The sequence below is a fragment of the Streptomyces sp. NPDC058051 genome (genome assembly GCF_042885475.1).
In the GTDB taxonomy this organism is placed as follows: domain Bacteria; phylum Actinomycetota; class Actinomycetes; order Streptomycetales; family Streptomycetaceae; genus Streptomyces.
On sequence record NZ_JBHVRW010000028.1, the window covers coordinates 48,451 to 71,384 of the forward strand.

The 22,934-nt window shown below is 69.2% G+C and carries 23 protein-coding genes and 4 pseudogenes; 9 read left to right on the forward strand and 18 right to left on the reverse strand.

Annotated features, from left to right (window positions below; all coding sequences use genetic code 11):
* Positions 1-230: 230 nt before the first annotated feature.
* The gene (locus ACFVUT_RS31505) at positions 231-605 is read right to left on the reverse strand and encodes a hypothetical protein (RefSeq protein WP_389655615.1); all 375 of its coding nucleotides are present in this window, start codon (positions 603-605) and stop codon (positions 231-233) included.
* Between the two features lie 153 nt (positions 606-758).
* Between ACFVUT_RS31505 and ACFVUT_RS31510 the strand changes: the two genes are divergently transcribed.
* Together ACFVUT_RS31510 and ACFVUT_RS31515 are read left to right on the forward strand one after the other, a co-directional pair.
* Complete coding sequence (locus ACFVUT_RS31510) at positions 759-1,259, forward strand: peptidylprolyl isomerase (RefSeq protein ID WP_389655613.1); 501 nt, start codon at positions 759-761, stop codon at positions 1,257-1,259.
* 188 nt (positions 1,260-1,447) lie between these two features.
* Positions 1,448-1,636, forward strand: a complete 189-nt coding sequence (locus tag ACFVUT_RS31515; RefSeq protein ID WP_266588930.1) for a hypothetical protein — start codon at positions 1,448-1,450, stop codon at positions 1,634-1,636.
* Between the two features lie 394 nt (positions 1,637-2,030).
* Here ACFVUT_RS31515 and ACFVUT_RS31520 read toward each other — a convergent pair.
* Both ACFVUT_RS31520 and ACFVUT_RS31525 read right to left on the reverse strand, forming a co-directional pair.
* Positions 2,031-2,346 (reverse strand): annotated as a pseudogene (locus ACFVUT_RS31520) (ISAzo13 family transposase); the annotation flags it as partial.
* 145 nt (positions 2,347-2,491) lie between these two features.
* On the reverse strand, positions 2,492-3,076 hold the full coding sequence (locus ACFVUT_RS31525) for a DinB family protein (protein ID WP_389655611.1): 585 nt from the start codon (positions 3,074-3,076) through the stop codon (positions 2,492-2,494).
* A gap of 16 nt (positions 3,077-3,092) precedes the next feature.
* Between ACFVUT_RS31525 and ACFVUT_RS31530 the strand changes: the two genes are divergently transcribed.
* Both ACFVUT_RS31530 and ACFVUT_RS31535 read left to right on the forward strand, forming a co-directional pair.
* The gene (locus tag ACFVUT_RS31530; RefSeq protein WP_389655609.1) at positions 3,093-3,392 is read left to right on the forward strand and encodes an SDR family NAD(P)-dependent oxidoreductase; all 300 of its coding nucleotides are present in this window, start codon (positions 3,093-3,095) and stop codon (positions 3,390-3,392) included.
* A 12-nt stretch (positions 3,393-3,404) separates the two neighbouring features.
* A complete protein-coding gene (locus tag ACFVUT_RS31535; RefSeq protein WP_389655607.1) occupies positions 3,405-3,725 on the forward strand; it encodes an SDR family NAD(P)-dependent oxidoreductase in 321 nt (106 codons plus the stop codon).
* Positions 3,726-3,795: 70 nt separating this feature from the next.
* Here ACFVUT_RS31535 and ACFVUT_RS31540 read toward each other — a convergent pair whose 3' ends face one another.
* The 5 genes and pseudogenes from ACFVUT_RS31540 to ACFVUT_RS31560 all read right to left on the reverse strand — a co-directional run bounded on the left by ACFVUT_RS31540 (position 3,796) and on the right by ACFVUT_RS31560 (position 11,564).
* Positions 3,796-4,971 carry a hypothetical protein gene (locus tag ACFVUT_RS31540; RefSeq protein WP_389655605.1) on the reverse strand — a complete coding sequence of 392 codons (1,176 nt, stop codon included), beginning with the start codon at positions 4,969-4,971 and terminating at the stop codon, positions 3,796-3,798.
* Positions 4,972-5,093: 122 nt separating this feature from the next.
* Positions 5,094-5,924, reverse strand: a pseudogene (locus tag ACFVUT_RS31545) (IS701 family transposase); the annotation flags it as partial.
* A gap of 509 nt (positions 5,925-6,433) precedes the next feature.
* Positions 6,434-9,454 carry a BTAD domain-containing putative transcriptional regulator gene (locus tag ACFVUT_RS31550; protein ID WP_389655645.1) on the reverse strand — a complete coding sequence of 1,007 codons (3,021 nt, stop codon included), beginning with the start codon at positions 9,452-9,454 and terminating at the stop codon, positions 6,434-6,436.
* A gap of 977 nt (positions 9,455-10,431) precedes the next feature.
* Complete coding sequence (locus ACFVUT_RS31555) at positions 10,432-11,256, reverse strand: serine protease (RefSeq protein ID WP_389655603.1); 825 nt, start codon at positions 11,254-11,256, stop codon at positions 10,432-10,434.
* Positions 11,253-11,564 carry a CU044_2847 family protein gene (locus ACFVUT_RS31560; protein WP_389655601.1) on the reverse strand — a complete coding sequence of 104 codons (312 nt, stop codon included), beginning with the start codon at positions 11,562-11,564 and terminating at the stop codon, positions 11,253-11,255. The genes ACFVUT_RS31555 and ACFVUT_RS31560 overlap by 4 nt, the downstream gene beginning before the upstream one ends.
* Before the next feature lie 299 nt (positions 11,565-11,863).
* Here ACFVUT_RS31560 and ACFVUT_RS31565 point away from each other — a divergent pair, with 299 nt between their 5' ends.
* Complete coding sequence (locus ACFVUT_RS31565; protein WP_389655599.1) at positions 11,864-12,142, forward strand: DUF6959 family protein; 279 nt, start codon at positions 11,864-11,866, stop codon at positions 12,140-12,142.
* Between the two features lie 87 nt (positions 12,143-12,229).
* Complete coding sequence (locus ACFVUT_RS31570) at positions 12,230-12,574, forward strand: hypothetical protein (RefSeq protein ID WP_389655597.1); 345 nt, start codon at positions 12,230-12,232, stop codon at positions 12,572-12,574.
* Positions 12,575-12,786: 212 nt separating this feature from the next.
* Here ACFVUT_RS31570 and ACFVUT_RS31575 read toward each other — a convergent pair whose 3' ends face one another.
* Positions 12,787-13,071, reverse strand: coding sequence for a hypothetical protein (locus tag ACFVUT_RS31575; protein ID WP_389655595.1), 285 nt, complete (start codon positions 13,069-13,071; stop codon positions 12,787-12,789).
* Positions 13,072-13,416: 345 nt separating this feature from the next.
* Between ACFVUT_RS31575 and ACFVUT_RS31580 the strand changes: the two are divergent.
* Positions 13,417-13,699 (forward strand): annotated as a pseudogene (locus ACFVUT_RS31580) (NAD(P)/FAD-dependent oxidoreductase); the annotation flags it as partial.
* A gap of 31 nt (positions 13,700-13,730) precedes the next feature.
* On the opposite strand, the gene ACFVUT_RS31585 reads toward ACFVUT_RS31580, so the two are convergent.
* From ACFVUT_RS31585 to ACFVUT_RS31620, 8 genes and pseudogenes are all read right to left on the reverse strand, one after another.
* Positions 13,731-15,074 carry a hypothetical protein gene (locus ACFVUT_RS31585; RefSeq protein ID WP_389655593.1) on the reverse strand — a complete coding sequence of 448 codons (1,344 nt, stop codon included), beginning with the start codon at positions 15,072-15,074 and terminating at the stop codon, positions 13,731-13,733.
* 1,006 nt (positions 15,075-16,080) lie between these two features.
* Complete coding sequence (locus ACFVUT_RS31590; protein WP_389655591.1) at positions 16,081-16,386, reverse strand: hypothetical protein; 306 nt, start codon at positions 16,384-16,386, stop codon at positions 16,081-16,083.
* A gap of 4 nt (positions 16,387-16,390) precedes the next feature.
* The gene (locus ACFVUT_RS31595; RefSeq protein ID WP_389655589.1) at positions 16,391-16,885 is read right to left on the reverse strand and encodes a hypothetical protein; all 495 of its coding nucleotides are present in this window, start codon (positions 16,883-16,885) and stop codon (positions 16,391-16,393) included.
* Positions 16,882-17,049: a hypothetical protein gene (locus ACFVUT_RS31600; RefSeq protein ID WP_389655587.1), complete on the reverse strand. Its 168-nt coding sequence runs from the start codon at positions 17,047-17,049 to the stop codon at positions 16,882-16,884. Before ACFVUT_RS31600 ends, ACFVUT_RS31595 begins: the two co-directional genes overlap by 4 nt.
* Before the next feature lie 330 nt (positions 17,050-17,379).
* Complete coding sequence (locus ACFVUT_RS31605; protein ID WP_389655585.1) at positions 17,380-17,736, reverse strand: hypothetical protein; 357 nt, start codon at positions 17,734-17,736, stop codon at positions 17,380-17,382.
* A gap of 470 nt (positions 17,737-18,206) precedes the next feature.
* A pseudogene (locus ACFVUT_RS31610) lies at positions 18,207-18,920 on the reverse strand (ABC transporter ATP-binding protein); the annotation flags it as partial.
* 24 nt (positions 18,921-18,944) lie between these two features.
* Positions 18,945-19,349, reverse strand: coding sequence for a GntR family transcriptional regulator (locus ACFVUT_RS31615; protein ID WP_389655583.1), 405 nt, complete (start codon positions 19,347-19,349; stop codon positions 18,945-18,947).
* A 377-nt stretch (positions 19,350-19,726) separates the two neighbouring features.
* Positions 19,727-20,524 (reverse strand): TetR/AcrR family transcriptional regulator, encoded by a 798-nt coding sequence (locus ACFVUT_RS31620; RefSeq protein ID WP_389655581.1) that lies wholly within the window; start codon positions 20,522-20,524, stop codon positions 19,727-19,729.
* Positions 20,525-20,612: 88 nt separating this feature from the next.
* Between ACFVUT_RS31620 and ACFVUT_RS31625 the strand changes: the two genes are divergently transcribed.
* Complete coding sequence (locus tag ACFVUT_RS31625) at positions 20,613-21,002, forward strand: VOC family protein (RefSeq protein WP_389655579.1); 390 nt, start codon at positions 20,613-20,615, stop codon at positions 21,000-21,002.
* Between the two features lie 522 nt (positions 21,003-21,524).
* Here ACFVUT_RS31625 and ACFVUT_RS31630 read toward each other — a convergent pair.
* A complete protein-coding gene (locus ACFVUT_RS31630) occupies positions 21,525-22,019 on the reverse strand; it encodes a GNAT family N-acetyltransferase (RefSeq protein ID WP_389655577.1) in 495 nt (164 codons plus the stop codon).
* 43 nt (positions 22,020-22,062) lie between these two features.
* Between ACFVUT_RS31630 and ACFVUT_RS31635 the strand changes: the two genes are divergently transcribed.
* Positions 22,063-22,641 carry a TetR/AcrR family transcriptional regulator gene (locus ACFVUT_RS31635; protein WP_389655575.1) on the forward strand — a complete coding sequence of 193 codons (579 nt, stop codon included), beginning with the start codon at positions 22,063-22,065 and terminating at the stop codon, positions 22,639-22,641.
* Positions 22,642-22,934 lie beyond the last annotated feature (293 nt).

Genomic DNA, 22,934 nt, shown 5'->3' on the forward strand with positions numbered 1-22,934 from the left:
GCGCCGTGTCGTTTCCGCGCGAGGGAGCGGGCGCAGCTCCTCGTCTACCGGCACCTCAACCGCGAGCAGTGGCGCATGCTCGCCGAACGCGCCCCCGACCCGGCCACTGCCGACTCCCTCCACGAGGCGTTCGGGCCCACCGCCCGGGCCATCGACGGCCTGGAGAAGGCTTTGGCCGCCCTCGGGCTCCTGGAGGACGCGCTCGCCCTCGACCTCCACCGGCCTCAGGACTACTTCGGCCGTGTCTGGAACACGGCCCGGGTGCGGCGGGCTGCGATGGCAGCCGCGGTGGAGCCACGTGCCTCTACGAGAACACCGACGCACGCGCGCTCGTCCAGAACGCCGTCACCGACAGCCGCAGCCGCCACGACCGCCGAGCCCAGCAACAGCACGACCAGGTCGAGGCGACCTGGCGCGAACGCGCACTCAACGCCGGGGCCGAACTCAGCCGCACCCAGAGGGAATTCCTGACCCAGCGCCGGCGGATCGGCGAGCCGGGCCAGATCCGTGACTTCGACCAGATAACCCCAGGCGAGTCCGTCCAGGCCCTCACCACCGAGAACGCCGCTCTCAAGCACCGCGTCCAGCAGCTCACCCGCGAACACCGCACCCTGCAAGAATTGGGGCGCGCGCTCCAAACTCCGCTTCGCCGAGAAGCGCATCGCCGCCCTCGAAGCCGATCTCCTCAACGTGACGGCTGGGTCACCCAGTGTTCCCCAGGACGATCAAACTGACTGTCAGACCTGAGCGGAGACATCATGAGCGACGAGACGCCGCATGTTCTGCTGGACACCAGCTTCGGACAGGTCGAGATCGAGCTGAACGTCCAGAAGGCCCCGATCTCGGTGAAGAACTTCCTCGAATACGTCGATGCGGGGTTCTACAACAACACGATCTTCCACCGCGTCATCCCCGGCTTCATGGCCCAGGGCGGCGGCTTCACCGAGCAGATGGTCCAGAAGCCCACCCGCGACCCGATCACGAACGAGGCCGGCAACGACCTGCTCAACACCCGCGGCACCCTGGCCATGGCCCGCACCTCCGACCCGAACTCGGCTACCTCCCAGTTCTTCATCAGCGTGGCCGACAATGACTTTCTCAACCCCGGCCGGGACCGCGGCTATGCCGTCTTCGGCAAGGTCACCAAGGGCATGGAGGTCGTGGACCAGATCGTGAACAGCCCCACCACCGTCAAGAAGGGTATGCGGGACGTCCCTGCCGACCCGGTCTTCATCAAGTCCGCCAAGCGCATCGACTGATCCGCCCGCCATCCGACCGCACCTGCCCGATCCTGGACAGGGGCGGTTTCGCGTCGGTCGGGCTACGTCACCGACCCTGCACCCGACAGCAATGTCACCCGAACGGCCCACCATGACGTGTCGCCCACATGGATGGACAATAAGCTGAGTTGTGTCCTAACCGAGGCAATCCGTGAAAGGTGAACCAAATGCGCATTCGACGAATCCTTGCCGCCGTCATCGCCACGGCCGCCCTCGCCGGACTCGGCCTCACAGGCGCCGCCACCGCCACCGCCGCCAGCCTCACCCCGGGTGAGTGCGAACAGGGCGGCGGAACAGTCAATTGGGCGAACAACACCTGCAGGGGCGGTATGTACGACGGGCAGATGGTCGACTGAACCACCCCACCAGGCGCCCCGCAGCCACGCTCTGCGGGGCGCTCCCGCGCGAGCGTAGCCGGGAGAGCCGCAGGGACCGTGCCGACCCGTCGGGCACGCTGGGTCCGAGTCGGCCCGGAAGCACGTGACGGGTGGAAACTCCTCATCTCGGCTGCCAGCTCGCGGTTCGTCATGATGAGCGAAGGGACCGACTGGCACTCACCTTCGAGGACGCGCTCACCCATGACAAGCGCCTGTTCCAAGTCGCCCTCCCGCGCGCCCCGCCGGAACCCTTGAAGGCCAAAGCCTGGCGACCGCCCGAAGCCAACGCACTCCGCCACCGGTTCGCGGACATCCAGGTCACCCCGTCAAGGACTGGCCGCTCGACGCGGTCAAGGAGTGGCACAACGGCGCCATCCGCCGAGACGCGGTGGCCCTGCCTGGTGAGCCTCGTCGGCGAGTCTGCGGGTGGACTTCGTCGTCCATCGCAGCGGTGACATCGGATCCCCGCGCATATCCGGCTCGACCAGAGCCACCAGCGCGGGCCGCAGTCCGGGATCTACCTCGGTCACCCGCTTACGCCCGCCACCGGGACGGCGAACCCGGCCCAGCGGTTCCGCCCCCGCCTCCAACTCGTCCAGGCCTTTGCGGACGGTGGTCTCGCTGACCTCGGCGGCCTGAGCAACCGCCCGGATTCCGCCGTGTCCCAGGATCCTGGCCTCAGCCCCCATCAGCAGACGGCGCTGCCGTTCGTCCAGGTGTGGGAACAACACCTTGAACTTCACCGCAAGTTGGCCACGGGCATCGCCAGATATGCGCCTACCACACCAACGAGCACCGAACCGCGTGAAGCAACGTGTTGATTCTTTACGGGCCCTAAGCCTTGATGGGTGCGGTCGATCTGGCGGCCTGCTCGATCTTCGCGCAGTAGGCTGCACGGGCTTCCTCGTCGATCTGCATCTCGTGTTCGGCACGCACCCCGGTCCGGCCGTCGAGACCCTCGCGCAGAATATCGGCGTGCCCGGCATGCCGGATGGACTCGCCGAGGACATGGACCATGATGGCGAACAGATTCGTGTTGGGACAAGACTCCGGCCACCACGGCACGTGGCCGGGGGCGTCGAGGGCAAGTTCGTTGATCGTCGCGTCCGAGTGCTCCCACGTGCGCCGGTAGAACCCGATGATCTGATCGCGGGTCTCGTCCACGGCCACCCACTGGTCGCTGCTGTCGGAGTCCTGCCACCGGCACAGCGGTTCCGGGAAAGGGCGATCGAAGACCTCGCCGAAGTACCTGGCCTCGACGGTGGCCACGTGTTTGACCAGGCCGAGGAGGTTGGTCCCGGTCGCTGTCAAAGGCCGACGGGCGTCGTATTCGGACAAGCCGTCGAGTTTCCAGAGCAGCACCTCGCGGTCCCGCCGCAGTCTCTTGTGCAGGTTGTCTTTCGCGAACTCATCGATCATGCGGCATGAGCCTGCCATGGGGCTGCTCGTAGTCTCAAGATCCGGCGTCCACATCGTCACCGTGGACGTCACCGGCGAGCCGGACCTGAGGATCGACGTCACCGACGAGCGCGCCCGCGCCGCACGCGCCGCGGGGCTGGATCCCGTCGGCATCCTCGTCAGCTCCGCGGGGATCGTCGGGCCGTGCGTACCACTGATCGAGACGACCGCGGCGGACTGGCGCCGGGTGCTGGGCGCCGGCGTGTTCGGTGTCGTCGCACCCGTGCGCACGCTCGTCCCGGGCATGGTCGAGCGTGGGCACGGGGCCACGTCGTGAAACCTTGCGAGCATGGCGGGCAAGGACGGAATCCCGAGCCTGTCGGTCTACTCGGCGTCGAAGGCAGCCGTCATCGCGCTCACCAAGTCGGCGGGCAAGGAACTTGCGACGACGGGGGTGCTCGTGAACGCGATCGCGTCGGCCGTCATCGTGACGCCCATGAACGCGGCCACCGCGCCCGAGGCGCTCGCACACCTCACCGGCCTCATCCCGATGAAGCGCGTCGGACGGCCCGAGGAGGTGGCCGAGTTCGTCGCCTGGCTCGCTTCCGACGCGGTGAGCTTCTCGACGGGCGTCGTCTACGAGGTCAGCCGCGGCCGGGCGACCTACTGAGCGGACGCTTCCCCCGCCCGCGTGCGCTCCGGGCCCGGACGGTCGCGGCCGGGCCAGAGTTGGTGGCTGATCAGGACTCGGGGCAGAGCGTCTTGCGCAGCCCGATGTTGATGTGGCTTCCGTCGTCATCGGTCAGCGTGACGCCGTCGTAGGAGAACCGCTGCGCAGCACTGTGGTCGGGGTTCGTCGCGCCGCCGTCGAGGGACGAGCACTGGTTGCGGGCCGCGTTGATGGCCTTGTCCTCGTCATGGGTGAGGTTGCCGTTGACGTCGTGGATGGCCGCGAGGACGGCGTCGCGCTCGGCGCCGGTGGGCTCGGGCGGTATGCCGGCGTTCTTGGCGGCGCCGCTGTCGTCCGCGGCACTCGACGCCTCGGCCACGGTGCTCTTGGTGGTGTCGGCCTTACTCTCGCTGCCCTTGTCGCTGCTGCAGCCAACAACGGTGACGGCAAGTATGGCGACGACGGCCGCGGTGGTAGTGCGGATGTGCATGGTTCCCCCCTGGTATGACACGAGTAGGAACATGGTGCGGCAGGTGGGGCGCTGGGCCTGCGGCGGTGATGAAGTTGTGACGTGATGCGGACGCGCTTGAAGCGATCCGCTTCCCGCGGCGGTCGCTCCCTCCAGGACAGAGCGCCGTGCTGGTGCCCGCGATGCTGCAGCGACAGGTTCCCATGGGGATGAGGCGAGGCGGTTCGCTGTCATGAGACCCAGATGGAGCTTCGCGAAGCAACGTGAAGTGTTGACCCAGGGTTGCCCCTCCTGGTTGCTGTGGCGGCCAGCATTCTGCTTGAAGTCGGACATTCCGAGCTCCACCACCCGGCCGGCCGCTGCATTGCCGATCTGGGCGATCTTGTCTCTGGCGCCTGCGAGACTGACCTTGAGTCCTTCAGTCTCACCGAGCCATCCTTCGCATTCGACCTCGGCGATGCGGGCGAGGAGGTTGCCACGGATCTCGACGAGTCGGCCGCGCTGGGCGGGGTCGGGCCAGAGCATCGGGCAGCGGACGCAGGCGTGTTCGTGTGCAGGGGTGCCGAACGCGCGTCCGCATGCGCCGATGGAGATTTTGCGACGCTCGAAGTGACCGAGGAACTCCTGCCATTCTTCGTCGGTGGGGACGCGGTATTCCTCGCTGGCGCGTAGGGACCGGCGGCAGGCGAGGAAGGCCATGTGCGCCCGGATTGCCTCTTCGGGGTAGACGGCCTTGTAGCCGAGAGCCACGTTGATGTCCTGGTCGCCAGCGATCACCTGGGCGATGTGTGGCGGCAGCTCGTTGAGGATGGCATCGGTGATGAGCAGCCGGCAGAAGTCGTGCGGAATGGGGCGCCGGTGGTGTCGGTCAGGCCGGCGTCGATGAGGGCTTGGTGGAGCCATGGGCGGATCGGCGCCCGGGCCCAGTCGTAGACGCGCTCGCCGTGGGCGCCCCGCCCGCGTGAACGGCGCTTCCCCACCTGTCGGGGCAAGCCGGCGACCAGTTCGTCCACGGGATGGTCCATGCGTGAGGAGGTGACGACGGTGTCGGTGCGGCGGGTTGCCGGCACGTGGAACACCCCGCGCTGTTCAAGCCAGTAGCGCAAGCTCCTGACCTGCCCGTACGCCTCACCGGCGGTCAGCCACGCGAACGGCACCCGGGCTGCGAGCGCCCACCCGATCATCGCCTTGGCACAGTCGATCTCCGTGGCGAAGACGACCTCACCGGGGATTGCTGCGGCGCGGCAGCGCTCACCGTCGGTCCAGGACGCGGGCAGGTACAGCTCACGGTCGATCAGCGTGTGACCGATCTTGGTGGCACAGGCCAGAAATGTGCCGACCTGACTGTTGTCGACCCGGCCCGCCGTACCGGTGTACTGGCGCTGGACCCCGGCCGAGCGAACGCCCTTCTTCAAAAACCCTGTGTCGTCCACGATCAGAACGGCCTGCCGGTCGCCGAGGCGCCCAAAAACGAACTCCCGCACATCGTCCCGGACTTATTCCACATCCCAGTCGCACATATTGAGTAATCGCTGCAAGCGGTCATGCCCCGCCCGCTCCGCGACCGTCCACGCGTTCTTCCGCTCCAGTGACGTCACCAGCCCACGCATATAGGCCAACGCCGAATCACGGGGCTCAGAGCGCTGGAAACGATGCACCAACCGCTCATGCACCTCCTCCAGCCCCGCCACCCACCGCCACACGTGACCAGCTTCGAGGTCCCCACCCATGACAGGAGCAACGACCAGGCCGACAACCCGTCACATCAAACGCAACTGCAGTACTAGTTGGTTGTGGCCGCTCATCCGTGATGACTACGCCAGAGTGACGGCCTGGTCCACGCCCGGCAGCCGCCGCGCTACCGGCTGAGCTGCGAGGGCAATCGCGGGTAGCGCCGCGCATCCGGCGGCGGAAGGACGGTCAGAACCCCGTAGACGGCCACATTCCAGGCTTGGGGGCCAGAGTTTTCACGCTACTTGGCCAAGCTGTGCGGGGTAGCTGACCAAGACCTCAGTGCGACTTCCGCGCGGCCGTGGCCAGGGTGACGGGCGGAAGCAACGCTCCTCCGATCGCCGCCCGCGGGAGCCATATGCAAAAACATCCAGCGCTCCCACCGAAATTGACACAACACCAGGCCAGACCACCTACCACCCCGCCCGAAAGCACCCCGGTGACGGTCCTCGCTCGACCTTCAGCACCCCAACTCACACCGGGGCTCGATAGCGGCTGAGCAAGACTGTTACGCACCTCGCCAGGCCCTCATGCGAGCCGCCTCCAGCTGGCCCCGGACCGCTTCGGCCTCCGGGGCCCGCAGGCGCTCGAAGTGTGCCAGCGCCTCCTGCCAGCAGACCAGGGCGCGGGTGGTCTGGCCGAGCGCGTCCAGCGCCCTGCCCAGTACCGTCAAGACATTGCCGCGCGTCCAGTCTCCGCCGATGGCCCCGAGCGCGAGCGCCTCATTCGTGTGCTGCACGGCCTGCGCCGGACGGCCGGACGCGAGATGGGCTTCGGCGATACGGAAGTGGGTCGACCCCTCCCACAGCCGCTGCCGGTCCTCCCGGAAGATTGCCAGGGCGTCGGAGAGCTCGGCCAGCGCCTCGGAGTGCCGCCCCGACTGGCTGAGCGCGATGCCGAGCGCGTAGCGGGCGTTGGCACTCTGCAGCGTGTACCCCATCGTCTCGTAGATGTCGGCACCGCGTTCGGCAAGTTCGATGGCGCTCGCCGTACGGCCCAGGAGCAGATGCACCCGGGAGAGGTGGCACAGCGCCGCCGCCTCGCCAGGGCCGTCGCGGTCCGCGCGGAACAGCTCGATGGCCTCCAGCAGATGGGCCTCGGCGTCCGCCGGGCGATTCTGGTACGTGGCGATGACGCCGCGGGTCGCCGCGGCCCAGCACAGGACCAGGTCGTCGTCGGCTTCCGCGGCCATGAAGTGGGCGCTGCTCGCCTCCAGGTCCGCCTCGGCGAGCCGGCCCGTGGAGAGGTGGGCATTGCTCAGTGCTGCCAGGGCGCGCCGCTCCGCCCCGATGTCACCGCAGGCGGCGGCGGCGGCGCGCAGCGCCGTGGCGGTGTCCTCGTACTGCGTGGAGTTGGATCCCGACTCGGCGAGGTCCCGCGCCGTCCAGAGCAGATCGACGGCCCGGCCCAGAGAGTCCGCGCCGGTCGACTGTCTGGCGCAGGCCAGTAGGCAGTCGGCCTCGAAGTACAGCCAGTCCTGGGCCACGTCGCGGTTGTCGAAGGTCAGTCCCGGGTGGACGGTGGGCCGCAGATGGTCGACGAACCGGTCGCCGGGGCGGTCGATCGCGTACGCCCTCGCTGCGGTCGCCAGGTAGAAGTCCAGCAGTCGGGAGAGCGCCGCCCCCCGCTCCGCGGCGGGGTGTTCGTCGCGCTCGGCGCAGGCGCGCGCGTAGAGCCGGAGGAGGTCGCCGTAGCGGTATCTGCTCGGTGCGGCTGACTCCAGCAGGGACGCGTCCACCAGGGTCTCCAGGAGTTCCTCGGTCTCCTGGAGCGGAAGGTCCAGGAGTGCGGCGGCGGCCGTCAGCGCGAGATCAGGTCCGTCCGCCAGACCCAGCAGGCGGAAGGCGCGCGCCTGGGTGGGCTCCAGCTGGCCGTAGCCGAGCTCGAAGGTGGCCTTCACGGCAAGGTCGCCGGCCTGGAGTTCGTCGAGGCGACGGAGCTTGTCGGCGAGTTTCGCGGCCAGCGTGGAGACGGTCCAGGTGCGGCGGGCAGCCAGCCGGGATGCGGCGATACGGATCGCGAGCGGCAGGAACCCGCAGGCCGCGACCACATCCAGGGCGGCTTGCCGCTCGGCGGCGACCCGCTCGTTGCCGACGATTCTGGTGAAGAGCCGCGTAGCTTCCTCTGGAGACAGCACATCCAGGTCGAGCAGGTGTGCGCCGGCCAGACCGGTCATGCGGCCACGGCTGGTGACCAACGCCACGCACCCCGCCGTGGTGGGCAGCAGCAGGTGGCGGATCTGGGCCGCATCGCGGGCGTTGTCCAGCAGGACCAGGACACGCCGGCCGTCGAGTGTGGAGCGGTAGAGGGCCGCCCGCTCTTCAAGGGTGTCGGGGATGGCGGAGTCGGGCTGGCCCAGGGCCCGCAGGAAGGCCCCGAGGACCGTCTCGGGCTCGGCGGCCCGTGCCCCCGCGCCCTGGAGGTCGACGTACAGCTGGCCGTCGGGGAAGTGGGCGCGTGCCGCGTGGGCGACGTGCACGGCCAAGGTCGTCTTGCCCACACCGCCCATCCCGCTCACGGCGGCGACGCTCATCCCGCCGCGCCCTGCGCGCAGCAGAACCCCTTCCAGTTCCCTCACGAGTGACGCGCGTCCCGTGAAGTCGGGCACAGTCGCCGGGAGTTGGGACGGGCGAGTGAAGACGGGTGGGGGCGGTTCGCCCGTGGTCGTGGAGGGTGCGGCGAGTTCCGCGTCGTCCTGGAGGATCCGCTGCTGGAGCTCGCTGAGCTCAGGGCGCGGGTCGACGCCCAGCTCGTCGGCGAGCAGACGGCGGGTGTCGGCGTACACGGCGAGCGCCTCGGCCTGGCGGTCGCTGCGGTAGAGCGCGAGCATCAGCAGCTCGCGCAGCCGCTCGCGCAGCGGGTGCTCGGCGGTGAGCGCGGTCAGTTCGGACACGGCCTCCGCGTGGCAACCGCTCTGCAGGTCCATGTCCAGCCGGGTTTCGAAGAGCTGAAGGCGCCACTCCTCCAGGCGGCTCTGCTGGTGGCCCGCGTACGGCCCGGGAACCCACACGAGCGACTCCCCCGTCCACAGGTCCAGGGCGCTGTTGATGAGCACCCTGGATCGGGCGAGATCACCCCGGCCGCGGGCCTCTTCGGCTTCGTCGGCGAGTCGCGTCGCCTCGTGCAGATCGAGTGTGCCAGGCCGGATGGCCAAGGCGTAGCCGCCGGATTCGCTGACGAGGACGCCGGGACCGAGGACTTTGCGCAGCCGGGAGGCGTAGGTACGTACCGCGGCGAGGGCCTGGTAGGGCGGCTCGTCGCCCCAGATCGCGTCGATCAGCTCGGCTGCGGTCGCGGTGCGGCCGTCGCGCAGCAGCAGCGCGATCAGCAGGGCACGCTGCTGAGGCGATCCGGCCGGCAGGGCTTCCCCGTCGCGCCAGACTCCTACGGGCCCCAGCACGACGAAGCGTAGCGATGCCGCATCCGTGCCCGCACCGGGCTCGTGCTGCCTGTGCTCGGGGATGCGCGGATGATCGTGCACGGGTGTCCGACCGGCGCCCGTGACGGGTGCCGGTAGCGGCTTGGGCATCCGAGTTGCGGGGCTCCGTTCACCGTCGGCTCGCTGCGCGTCGGTGCGCTGTGCCACCGGCCACTGGGTGGGCTCCGCATGCCGCGCCACGCCTCTGATCAGTGCCTTCGCGTCGTCGAGCCGCCGATCGTCACCGGAGGTACGCGCCGCCTCGAACTCCGTGGTCGCGAGGCTCATGACAGCGGAGCGCGACAGCGGATGCTGTGGCCCCAGCGTCGCCGACGCCTTCTGCGCCGCGATGGCGAGCACATCGGCGGCCCGCTCCATCCGCCCGCGGTCCGCCGCGGCCTGCGCCGAATCGAACTCCGCCGAGGCCAGGGTGACCAGTGCCGACAGCGACTTCGGATGGTCGCCGCCCAGCAGGCGTACGAGACCCCGAGCGGTGTCGGCGAGGGCATCGAGCAGCCGGTCCGCATCGGCGCTCCGGCTGTCCTGACGGGTGGCATCGACCAGCACTGCCTCCGTCAACAGCCTTATGTCCAGGTGCTCTTCGAGCGGACCGTCGGGCGCTGTCCGCAAGCGGGCCTGTTCGGCGGCCGTGGCCGCGCCGGCACGATCGCCGAGACGCAGCTTGACCGCCGCGAGGTTGGCCAGCGTCCGGGCGGCATCCAGGTCCGTGCCAACCTCGGCACCGAAGACGACGCCAGCCGACAACAGCATGGCGGCAGCGGACATATGGCCGCGATCTGTCAGGGTCACCGCAAGTTCGTTGCGGACTGAGCTGGGCAGCGTCAGCGACTCGGGCGCCGGCAAGAGCCGCGGCACCAGGTTTTCCAGCAGCTCACGGCAGTGCTCGCGCAGGCCGAGCGTGTCGAGCAGCGTGGTGAGGTACGCAAGGTCTCTGCCGAGCGTCGCACGCGTGACCGGAAGCGGTCCGCTCCGCAGTACCCCGATGGCGGCAGGCACTCTCAGCCGGGCCGCGGCGTCTCCGCGCAGGGCGTGCTCGGCGCAGGTGATGGCCTGCTGCCAGGAATCGGTCACGCCCCGCCCCCGTCCGGGCCTCGGCTGCCACCCAGTTGGTGCTCGATGGCAGCCTTCGCTGCCATGAACTTCAGCTCGGCGATCTGAGACGCGTCGAGGACGCTCCGCTTCGACCACTCGTCGATCCGGTCGAACCACGACTCCGCGTCGGTGGCCGCCGCGGCGACCGACGATTCGTGCTTCTCCTTGGTGGCAGGGGGCCTGACCACATCGATGAGATGCGCGACATCGAACTGGTCGAAGCGGCTCATGGCTTCCGCGATCGTCGCGGCAAAGAGCACGTTCGCTGCCCGGCTCTCGGCTGCCCGGTCCGGTGCCTGCTCCAAGAGGATGCCCACAACCACCGGCTCATGGTCGTCGGGGATGCCCCGCACCACCGGTCCACCCGAGTATCCCGAGTAATCGCCCAGGAGTTGTTGGGTTGTCAGCTGAAGCGCCTGGATGACGGCACCTCCTTCGCAGAGGTACGCGGCCGTCCCCACGTCGACCCGGCCCCTGAGATGCACCTCGGCGGCGGCCGGCCGGTAAGGGCCGTGCCAGTCGTCCCCACTGTGTGCGACGCCGGCCCTGGGGATCGGGAGCCCCACCTCGTACGCGGCGGAGATCATGATCAGCGCCAGGTCGGCGTCCTTGTCGCGGCGGCAGACCTGCCCCGGGATCCTGGTGCCGTCGGGCAGGACGATGTCGACGTGCTCGTCGAGCGAGGTCAGGCCGCGCAGACAGTGCAGCGCGGTGAGCACATACCTGCGGGTCAGCAGGAAGCCGCCGCCGAGCCGCTGCTGGGCCTGGAAGAGCTCGACCCAGTAGCCCGCGCTGGTCACGGTGTCCCCGGGGCTCGCTCCACGGTGAGGGTGACCTCGAACGATGCCTCCGCGGAGGCCTTGGAGAGGATGACGCCGGCCTCGGCGGCGAGGGTCAGACCGAAGGTGACCTCCATGCTTGCCACCCGCCAGCCGTCCCGCTGCGGCACCTGGGCCAGTGACTGCTGAGCGATGGACGAGGCCTGGACAATGGCCTCTTCCAGCTCGGCGGACCGCTCGCCCAGCGCCGCGGTGGCCCGGGTCCTGCTGGCTATCTGGCGGCTTCCCGCGGCATCGAGCGCGACTGTCTCGACTCTAACCTCGACCATGAACCGGTATCCCCCGTCTCCCGCGAACCCTCGGCGGTGGTGTGTGATCCCCGCTACAGCTTAGCCAAGACCGGTTCGTGCGGGTGGGGTTGGGGCTGGGTGGTGAACCTCCACACGGCCGTGGCCAATATGGCGGACGGGAGCAACGCTCCTCCGATCGCCACCCGGAATGCGGGAGCTGTCCGGATTCGCTCAGGTGGCCAAGCAGCAAGAGGACTTTGGCCGTCTACGGGGTTCTGACCGCGCTTCCGTGATGGCTACGCCTTTGGATGCGTGCAGTTCAGCGGTTGGATGGCCGGATGGAGTGTATCGAGGTAGAGCTGTTCACCGACCCTGGTAACGACGCGGTAGTCCGTCTGCCCCAGCGTAATTTCCCGGGCGTGCTGGTCCAGGGAGATTCCCTTTCGATCATCCGCGCCGACGTCGCCGAATTCGTAGAAGCCTGCGACCACGGCGATGTCGGTGAAGCCCGGGAGGTGGCAGCCTTCCTCCTCTCCCACCTCGACGGGCTGCTGGCTCGCTACACGGCGGCCCTGAAGGCACACGACGTCCCCATCCCCTTCTATCAGGCCCCCTGATCGCCCGGATGCAGCACGTCGCACCTGGCGAGATGCGCTGAAGGCCGGAGAGATTGCAGGATCGTTCCGCCAGGGGATCACGCTGTCATGAAGATGGAGCCACTCGAAGACGCCCTCTTCCCGGGGCTGAACCTCGTCGTGCGGCAGGCCGTGGTCGCGGATGACGGCTTGCTGATCGATGCGAATGGCTGCGGGCCGCCAGGAGCATGTCCCCAGTGTCAGCAACCAGTCGCACGCGTTCACGGCTCGCGCGCCGGTGGCGGTGTCGGTCTGCTGGCGGTGCTCGACTCGGGGCAGGCCGCCTCGCAGCTCGAGATCGCCAGGCTGATGCGGGTGGCCCCGAGCCTTGTGGTCTCCCTCGCCGATCGCCTGGATGCCATGGGGCCATCGAGCGGCTCCGCGACCCGGCCGACCGACGCCGCCAGATTCTGAGCCTCACCGACAAGGGGCGCGACCTCCTTGCGGAATACACGGGCGAGGCACTCACCCTCGACGCGCACCTCGCCGCCGGCCTCACTCCGTCACAGCGGGCGGCGCTCGATGCGGCGCTCGGCCGCTTGGCGGCGTCCTACGGTCTGCCCGTACGCGGATAGCCCGCCGGCCGGCACCGATCACGTCGGGGAAGCGCCGGACGGCGTCACGGTTCAGCGGCGGCAGGCGTTCGGCATCGAGGGCACCGGCTCCCACGGCGCCACGCCGGCGAGCCCATTGGTAAGCGCAAGGAGCACCAGCGGGATCGCGGCGGCCGCGGTGAGCGCGGCCGGCAGCGGTACGCGTTCGCCGGGGGCGAGATGGTGCAGCAACTGGATATGGATCGCCAGATGCGGCACGGCGAACACCAGGTACACCGCGAGAGCTGTGCGGGCTGTGCTCCGCCGCACATGGACGGCGCCCACTCCCAGCGTCGCCACCGATGTGGTCAGGCTCATCGCGTCCGTAGTCCATCATCGGATGCGCGTTGTACGGCCTCCGCATGCCCACCCACGGGATGGCGAAGAACGACCGCGCCTTGGCGGCGGACCGCGGCCGGCTGTGGCGGGCGCGACCTGGCCGTCTTCGCCACGCGCAGCAGGTGCGCACGCTTTCCCGGCGCGGCGGGCAGTTCCTGATCCTCGCCGGATACATGCCGGGCGAAGCAGGCCTCGGCCCGCAGAAAAACGCCCGCCCAGGGCGGTACGGGGTAGTCGGTGGAGCGGGCGCGGTCGTGCAGGATGAGCGTGGCCGCGGCGGTGTCGTAGTCGCGAGGGCGTGCGGTGGCAAGTTGTTGCCCGGGCGGCAAGGCCGTCCTGGCCGACGGCAGCCGGATCGAGCCCGACGCCGTGATCGCCGCGACCGGGTATGTCCGCGCCCTGGAGGGGCTCGTCGGCCACCTCGACGTTCTGGACGCCCGCGGTAGGCCGGTGCTCCACGGCGCCCGCTGCCCGCAACGCACCCGGCCTGTACTTCACCGGCTTCACCAACCCGATCAGCGGGATGTTCTGCGAACTGGCCATCGAGGCCGCGAAGATCGCGAAGGCGGTGGCGTGCCGCGCGGAGAAAGCCCGCGCGGCACGCTGAGGCAAAGGTGCCTTCGGGGCGCTGGTGGATGCTAGTTCACGGTGAGGACGGCCGTGTTGTTCGTCGGGTCCGGGTCGTGGCGGAACTCGCCGAACGGGGGATGGATGCCGACCTCACCTGTCGCTCCGGGCACCACCGTGTCGATCCGGAGTTTGAAGGCGAAGGAGCGCTCCGTGTTCTCCAGCACCCAGTACGGCAGCGTGCAGTCATAGCGCGGGGCGCCCGTGCGGTTCGGGTAGTAGCCGCCGGAGAGGGTTCGCGGGCCGCAGCCCTCCGGCACGCCCGTGACTGTGGTGCCGGGCGGAACGATCAGCCGGACTGCGGCGACCGGATCCCCGGAGCCCAGGTTGCCCAGCCAGCCGGGCCCGTTGTTCCTGAAGGTGAGCGACGCGGTGACCGTCTCGCCCGCGGCGCCCGTGACCGCCGCGCCGGTCACCGAGAAGTCGGCGGTGTTGTCAGCGCCGATCTGCAGCGCCACATAGTCGTCGTAGCCCCCCAGGTCAGTCGCGCCGACCGGCTGTGCCCAGATGTCCACCCGCTCCTGGAGCGCGTGCCGGGTGAGCGCGACCCGCAGCGGCTCTGGAAGTTCGAAGGAGGCTCCCGGGGCCAGATCCTGGTCGAAGGTGCAGGTCGCGTACGACATCGGGGCGTACTCGTCCCCGCTCGACGTCGTATAGACGCAGGCGTCGTACCGGTTGAGGTACCGCACCCCGTACGAGGCCATCACTCTGATGGTGAAGCCGTGCGCGGTCTCGTTGCCGTGGTTGGTGAGCGAGAACGGGAGCGTCTGCCTGCTGCCCGGCCGGGCGTGCTCGATGTCGCCGCCGGCCGTGACCCCGAGGTCGGGTCCCGACGCGACCGTGACCGTGGTGTCGAAGCTGTCCCGGGGGGCGATGAGCGTACCGTCCGGGCCGCCGGTGGCCGTCGCCTCGAAGGTTATGCGGCCCCGCGCCCCGACGGCCGCCCCGTCGACCGCGCGGACCTTGAGGTGCACCTCACCGCCGGTGGTCCCGGTCACCGGCACCTCGGGCACGTCGCATACCGCGATCGCGCCGCTCGGCGTGCAGTTGTCCGGCCAGGTGATCTCGGCGACCCCGGCGATGCCGGAGGCGTCCACGGTGAGCCGGCCGTCGGTCACCGTGAAGTGGTCGTTGTCGTGGTTGAGCCTGACATCGAGCGTGCGGGTCAGCGGTGTCCCGCCGTCGATGCCGAGCGGCAGGGTCGGCTCGTACGGGGCGGTGATCCAGAGTTGGTCGGTCTCCGGCTCGGTCTCAGCGAACGCGGGAGCGGTGGTGAGCCCCAAGGTGACGAGTCCGGCGGCGAGCGTCGTACAGGCTCCGAGCCGCAGTGCGCGGCGGACGGAGTCAGCTCTCATGACATCTCCAGGTGAGAGGCGGTCGGGTCACGCGGCCGACGTGGTCGCCGGTCAGCGGCCCACGCCGGGCCACATCTCCTTGACGATCAAGAGGGGTTGGGGGTTGTACGACGATGCTGACCGGTGGACGCGCAGGACGGTCAGCCGGGTGACGGGCGACGGGCGACGGGCGACGGGTGACGGGTGACGGGTGACGGGTAGAACGGTGATCCAGGCGGTGGCGGCTTCCCGTGCGGCCCGACGGCCGGCGGGAAAGCGCCCCGGGAGCAGGGGCGGGAGGCAGCAGCGTCGGCGGGGTGATGCCAGCGAACCCAGGGCTCGACAGAGGCAGCGTCTGGGCGTCGAGGTCCAGTTCAAGCAGCCGGCTCGTCCACGCGCCGCGGCATACCAACGACCACTGAACCTGAACCGTGCGCAGCGCAGATGACACGACCTGATCACCCAACCAGCTGACTGACAAACCCGCAGACCAGACCCCCGCTCCAGTACAGCGCCCACAATCACTGCAGCTACTTGCACACTGGGATCCCCCGCCCGCAGACGCACCACAAACTGATCAGCGCAGGCCAGACCACCAACTACTGATCAAAAACCGCTCCTGGACCCGGTGACGGATGTCTTGAGTCCCCCTGGCCCGCGAGGCCTCCTCAAAGAGCGGCACTGTCACCGGCGAATTTCGCGGGGTGACGCGGACCCCGGGCCGATACCTCCGTTTCCCCTGGCCGTTTGATGCCTATGTCAAGAGCGGCACGGCCCGGGGTCTCCGTGACCACCGCGAAACCTGCGAGGCCCGCCCGAGCGTTGAGCGTCACGGCGCGAGCCCGCCCCAGGGTCGACCTCTTGTGCCACCCGCAAGTCCTTGAGCTCTGCAGAAAGATCGAGCCCCTGGGGTGTGCTGGTGTCGCGAACGGCTTCTGAGACGGCGGACCAATGAGTCCTGGGATCAGGGCGCCGCGGGGCGTTGAGGCGCCAAGATGCCTCAACGCCCGCCGTCCGCTTTCGTGCTCTACCTGCCGGGGAACGTCGGGGCCGACGGCAGCGTGGGCAGGGGCGACGGCCGATTCGGGTCGTTCGGGATGTAGCGGAAGTCGGGCGTGAGTGCGCCCATCAGGACGCCCGGGGTCGGGCCGGGCCGGCCCGGTTGGCCCTGGATCGCCTGGTACGGCGGCCTGGTCGACCTCGCGGGTGTCCGCTCCGGCGACACCGTCCTGATCTCCGCCGCCTCCAGCAGCGTCGGTCTCGCGGCCATCCAGATCGCCCACACGGCCGGCGCCCGCGCCATCGCCCGCAGCAGGGGCTTCAGAAGGATCACCAGGTCAGTGGCAAGAGCCCTTGCTGAAGGTCGCGTGGGAGAGGTAGAACGCGAGCACCCCCGGGTCGGGGGGCGGCAGGTCCTCGGCCCCCGGGAAGACTACGGGCGGCTGCTCGTCCAGGGTCAGCGTGATGCGGACGCAGTACTCCGTCTCGGTGTCCACGGTGCTGACCATGTAACCTCCGCCCTCCTCTTCACGCGTGTCGACACCGTGCCCTGGCCCGATGCCGCTCTCCCGGATCGCCTCCGCGATCAGAAAGCCGTGGTTGCCCTCCAGGCTTGTGTAGTGCCGTTTGCCGCCCAGATCTTGGACACCCTTGCGGACGGCGTCGCGGAGTTCGCCCTCACTCCACGTCGACTCGGCCCGCATACCGAACAGCACGCCGAGCGCGACAAGCAGCGTGAGGATGATGAGTGCGAGACCAACCGGGTTGCGGTGGTTGTAGACGTACCGGCTGGTTCCCAACTTGCTCCGGATGAAGACGGGTTCTTCGCTCAACGTGCTGCCTGCACACCGCCGACGTGCGCTGCCCAGGCATCTGCCCGGAGCGCGAGCTTCGGGGCATCGGGGCTCTGTGCGGGCACGCCCTCGAACGGTCCGTCAAGCTCGGCTTCGGCTCGGTTGATGCGGGCCGAGAACCTGCGGTGAGGTGCGGTCGTCATGGCGGCACTGTAGCGGCGAGGGTGATCACACCGGATATCCCGTCGGTATCCGAGACGACGGCTCGGATACCGCGATTACGCCACGCCAAGCACGCGTCGGCCGCGAACGCCCAGACTGGCCACGCAGAACGCTCGCCGGCCAACCAAGGCGCTCAGTGTGCGACACGAAGTCGCTTCCACCATGTTCAGCGAAGGGATTCGCCTGCCCGCGGCCGTTCCTTCACGCGACGTTGTTCGACACCTCGAAGTGTGAAGGAACGGTCCCCTGCTGTCCCGGGGAATGAAGCAAGTTCTGCGGGTCAAGTGAACGGCCGAAGTTGAACACCGAGGTCAGACAGGAGCGAGCCGATCGAGCGCGGCGGCAGCTTCATGCACGCGTGGGTGTTTGAGGGTGGTGAGTCCGCCGCGGGCCGCCAGGAGCGTTGCGCGGGCCTGCGGGTGGCCGATCGTTTCGAGCACATGGCCCAGATCCAGCCGGACCGGTTCGCTCCAGGCCGGCATCTGCACGGACTCGAAGTGAGCCAGGGCCTGCCGGAGCGGCGTCTCGGCCTCGGCGAAACGCCCCAGGGCCGCCAGGTCATTGCCGATCTGCTGCTGGACGGCTGCGTGGTAGAGCCCGATCAATTCGTCCGGCTGTCCCGGGATCCCGCCGCGGCAGATCCGTGCGCTGCGGCGGTGGATCTCCACTGCTTCGGTCGGCTGTCCGGACTGGCGCAGATGGCCGCCGAGGGCGTTGAGTACCGTCAGTTCGGCGAGGCGGGCCTGAGGGGAGTCCAGCGCGGCAAGGCGTCGAGCCGACTCGCGCAGCCGCGATGATACGTGTGAGCAGCTCGACCGCTTCCTCCCGCCGCAGCAGCCCGAGTTCGGTCCGGTGAACCGATTCCAGGCCGGCCAGAGCGTGCCGACTGGTGATGATGGTCAGGGCCGGGCCGGAGCCGGGCAGCAGGGGACGTACCTGGGACTCGTCGGCCGCGTTGTCCAGCAGCACCAGGATGCGCCGGTCACGGACCACGGACCTCCACAGGCCGGAACGTTCGTCCGTCCCGGCCGGGATCACGGCGTCGCTGATGCCCGTCGCACGCAACAGTGCGGCGAGTGCGTCGCGCGTGGCGATCGGTTCGGGATCCATCCCACGCAGGTCGAGGGCGAACTGACCGTCAGGGAAGTGCGGTGCGAGGCGGTGTGCGGCGTGTACCGCGAATGCTGTCTTTCCCGGTCCGGGCTGTCCCACGACCACTTCGGCCATCGGGCAGGCCGGATCGGCCTGCCCGGACAGGAGGGACGGCGGCGGCGTTGAGGTAGGCCAGGACCAGCTCTTCGAGCGTGACGTCGCGTACGTCCCGGGCAGGGTCGATCGCGTGCCCGTCGGTGCATACCAGCAGGGTGGACTGGCGGTCGGTGTGGCTGGCCCGGATGACGGCGGCCACGCCCGGGATCGCGCCTTCCGGGATACGCGGACCGACCAGGGTGCGGTGCTCGGCGAGCAGGCCGTCGACCCCGTCGGCGAGCTGAACGTGGGAGCTCTGCAGCAGGATCAGGTGGTCGCAGACCCGTTCCAGGTCGGCGAGGATATGGGAGGAGAGCAGCACGGTGGTGCCGCTGACGGCGACCGCGCCCATCAGGGCCTGCATGAACTCGTGGCGGGCGAGGGGGTCCAGGGCGGCGACCGGCTCGTCGAGCAGGAGCAGACGGGGGCGCTTGGCCAGGGCCAGGGCGACCTGGGCGCGCTGGCCGGCGGACAGCTCCCCGGCCGGCCGGTCGGTGGGGATCTTCAGCTGGGCGAGCCGATCGCGGGCGAGGGCCGCGTCCCAGCGGCGGTTGAGCTTGCCGCCCATGGTGATCAGGTCAGTGGCGGTGAAGTACGGGTAGAGCGGGGTGTCCTGGGCCCAGGCTGTTCATGAGCTCTCTTCGGATGTCGGGCGGTCGAGCGTGGCGCGCACAGTGGTGTCAATCAGGGCGGCGGTGTCTTCGCGGGCCAGGCCCGCGGCCTGGGCCTTGTGCAGCCAGATCTCCAAGTCCGCGCGCAGATCGGCGTGGTGGGCCAGGGACGGGCCGGCCAGGGTGCGCACCAGGAAGGTGCCCACCCCTGGGCGACCTTCGGCCAGACCCTCCATCTCCAGTTCCCGGTACGCCTTCAGCACCGTGTTCGGGTTGATGGCCAGCGCCTGCGCCACCTGCCGCACCTTGGGCGGCTGGTCGCCGGGCTCCGCCAGGCCGACCCGCAGGGCCTGGTTGACTTGCAGGACCAGCTGCATGTAAGTGGCCACCCGCGAGCGGCCGTCGAGCACGAACTCGATCATCAATGCCTTCTCTGCTGTCTTACGACAGTAGGACAGGGTGCTGCCCGGGCGACGGTGTACCGGGTACTCGAACGCGCCCACGGCACCCGTTGAAACTCAGCGCGGACCACGCCCACCAGGCATCGCACCGCCGTTTGCGGCTGGTGACACGGTTCTTACCGGTACCCCATGATCCCCGCGGGTTCAGGGAAACTGAAGGTCCTTCAACGCGAACCCGCGGGTGTGCCCCCCTGATTCTGGGCGATGGGCCCGCGGACTCGTACTCAACTCGCTGGACTGATGAGGCTGTTTGCACCGCCCTGTGCTCGGAGAAGATCCAGACCTCCTCACCGAATTCCCCGCCCGGAGCATCGGCGACAGGTGCTCCGGCTCACGGATTAATGGCGTGGTGCCGGTGCGGTGAAGTCGATGTCTCCGCTTCGGCCGATCAGGGCGGCGAAGGCGTCGAGGACGCGTTGCAGGCCGAAGGAGTAGGCGTGGGCGGGGTCGTAGGCACTGCTGTGGGCGGCGCCTGCTGCTGCGCCGACGCGGACGGCAGTGGGGTAGGCGTTCTCGTCGAGGACCCGGGCGAGGAGCGGGGCGTTCAGCTCCCACCATTGTTGGTCGTTCAGGGCGCTGTCGTGCTGTGCGGCGCGGGCGTCAGCGACGGCGCGGGCGCATGCCTGCACGAAGGTGAGTAGGTGGGTCAGGCAGTCATCCATCTCGACGTCGCTGAGGCCGAGGCCGTCGAACCCAGACAGTTCGTGCTCGTACTTTGCCATCTGCCCCGGCCCCAGCGGAGGCCTGACGGTGGAGACGGCCGCGGCCCATGGGTGGCATTCGAAGAGGGCCTTGTTCTCCTCGGCGATAGCGGTGACGCGTTGGCGCCAGGGCTGTCCGGTGGTGCCGGTGCGGGGCATGCGGGCGTAGGCGGCGTCGAGCATGAGGTCGAGGAGCTCGGCCTTGCCGGGGACGTAGGTGTACAGCGTCATCGGCACCACGCCGAGTTCCTTGGCCACTCGGCGCATGGTCACCGCGTCCAGGCCTTCAGCGTCGGCGATGGCGGTGGCGGCCTCGACCACCGCGTCGATGCTCAGCCCCCGTCGCGGTCCTCGGCGACGGTCAGAGGAGGAGCCGCGCCACAGCAGTTGCAGGGTGCGGGCCGGGTCGCCCGAGCTGGTTCGTTCCGTTGGCACGGGGTCATCCTCTCGTAATCTAACTCTGTACGGTGTACATTATACTGCGTATAGAGAATGTGCTCAGTGCGATCTCGAAGGAGTTTTCATGAAGATCACCTCTAGTGCCGTGTCGCTCAACGTCGACGATGTCCCCGCATCCAGCGCCTTCCTCGTCGAGCACTTCGGGTTCCGCGAGGAGATGGCCGCCGACGGCTTCGCGTCCCTGACGCGCGACGACGTCGGCATGAACGTCATCTTTTTGCGGCGGGGGCTGGATTCCCTCCCGGCAGACCAGCGCGACGAGCACACCGCAGGTCTGATCCTCGCCTTCGTCGTCGAGGACCTCGAAGGCGAGCTGGCGCGCCTGCGCTCTGAGGGCGTCGCGATCACCATGCCGCTGACTGACGAGGAGTGGGGGGAGCGCGCCTTTCAGGTCCGCGATCCCAATGGCGTCATCGTCCAACTGGTCGACTGGAACGCACCCACCAGCCGCTGAGACAACCTGCGGCGCCACCCCAAAGCGATGACGCCCAGTCAGGGTCACAGGGGCGCCCGCCTCGGCTGCATCGACATTCCACACCCCACCCGCGACCAGGAACGCCAGGACGGCCGCTGCTGTCCTGCCCAACGAGCCGCCAGCACCGCTGGGTATGGGATAAGCCAGCAGGATCGGTGACACGGTTCTTACCGGTACCCCATCACGGCGGCGCCCGGGGTCTCAGTGCACTTCGTTGACCAGCCGGTTCAATGACCGGAAGCGGCTGGTTTCACGCCCACTCCACCACCCAGCTCCGCAAGGGCGGCGAACTGATCGGCGGTGAGCCTGCAGGTGCGGCGGCTCGTGGCGCGCGCGTTCCGGGGCAGACGGTACGCCACGTGGAGGGCCCAGGGTCTGCCTGAGCCCGATCAGGGGCCGCGGCCGGACCCAGTCGATCGCAGCGACGACCGTCGACTCGACATAGAGCAGGAAACCGCGAAGGTCGCTCATGTGAGATTGCACCGGTTTGCCCTGAGCGTGCTACAGGTGACGTTGCCAGGTCTCGTCGACCAGGCCGCTGCCGTAGTCGGTGTGCGGCTCACGGGCGACGAGTTCGAATCCGAGCTTTTCGTAGATGTGCCGGGCCGGGCCGAGCTTGTCGATGGTCCACAGTGTCATCGCCTCGTAGCCGGCGTCCGTGGCGAAGCGCAGGGCCTCGTTGACCAGGCGGCTGCCCAGGCTCAGGCCGCGGGCTGCCGGATCGACGATCAGCAGCCGCAGCTTGGCGGTGCGCTCGTCGGTGCGGACACAGAACACTGAGCCTGCCCGCATTCCGTCAACCTCGGCGATCCAGGCCGCCTGCGGCCCGCCGTCCTGCCCGTCGTGGTAGTCGGCAACGACCCGGGCGACGAACGCCTCGAAGTCGGTGCCGAAGCCGAGCTCCGCGGCGTAGAGCTCGCCGTGCTTCATGGCGACCCAGCCCAGGTCGCCGGGCCGGGTCAGCGGCCGGATGACCACCTTGCGCTCTGACGTCATGATCTCACCTTCACTGAAACGACTGTTTCAGTAGACTAGGTCGGTGACCCGATCCGAGGCAAACCCCTCCCCCCGCCGGCAGGAGCTTCTGGAAGCCGCCTATGCCTATGCGCTGCGCAGCGGCCTGGGTGAGCTGTCCCTGCGCCCGCTCGCCGAGGAGATCCACTCCAGTCCCCGTGTACTGCTCTACCTGTTCGGCAGCAAGGACGGGCTGATCCGCGCTCTGCTGGCACGGGCGAGGGCGGATGAGCTGGAGGCCGTCCGGCAGGTCGGCAGCCTGCCGCAGGAGCAGGCCGGGATGGGGTCGGTAGCCCGTGCGCTGTGGCGGTGGCTCTCCGATGACGCCCACCGCGCCCTGCTGAGGCTGTGGGTGGAGAGCTACAGCCGTTCGCTGATCGACCCTGACGGGCCGTGGGCCGACTTCGCTCGCAGCACGGTCGAGGACTGGCTGACGCTGCTCGCCCGCAGCCAGCCCCCCGCCGACCGCAACACCGAGGCCGCGCTCGCGCAGCGCACCCTGGTCCTCGCCGTCCTGCGCGGTGCGCTGCTGGACCTGCTCGCCACCGATGACACCGCGCGCACCACCGCGGCGCTTGACCTCCAGATCGACCTGCTGGAATGACGCGGTACGACACGACGGGCCGGTGGGCCGACGGGCCGGTGGGCCCTGCGGCACAGCGGATCTCCGTCCTCGCCCGAACAGCCGCGCGCCATGAAGCGGCCGGGCCGCCGGACAGGCGGGCGAGCCGGGGTGAAGAAGGGGAGCACGCTCGGCAGCTACCGAACGGAGGCCGGTAGTTCTCGGCGAAAAGCCACCGCCAAGACGTGGGACAACCCCTGATTCGGGCTGATCTCGGCGAACCTGCGGTGAGCCAGTGGCCTCGCGTGACGGGCGCTGAAGGGTGCCCCGCCCCC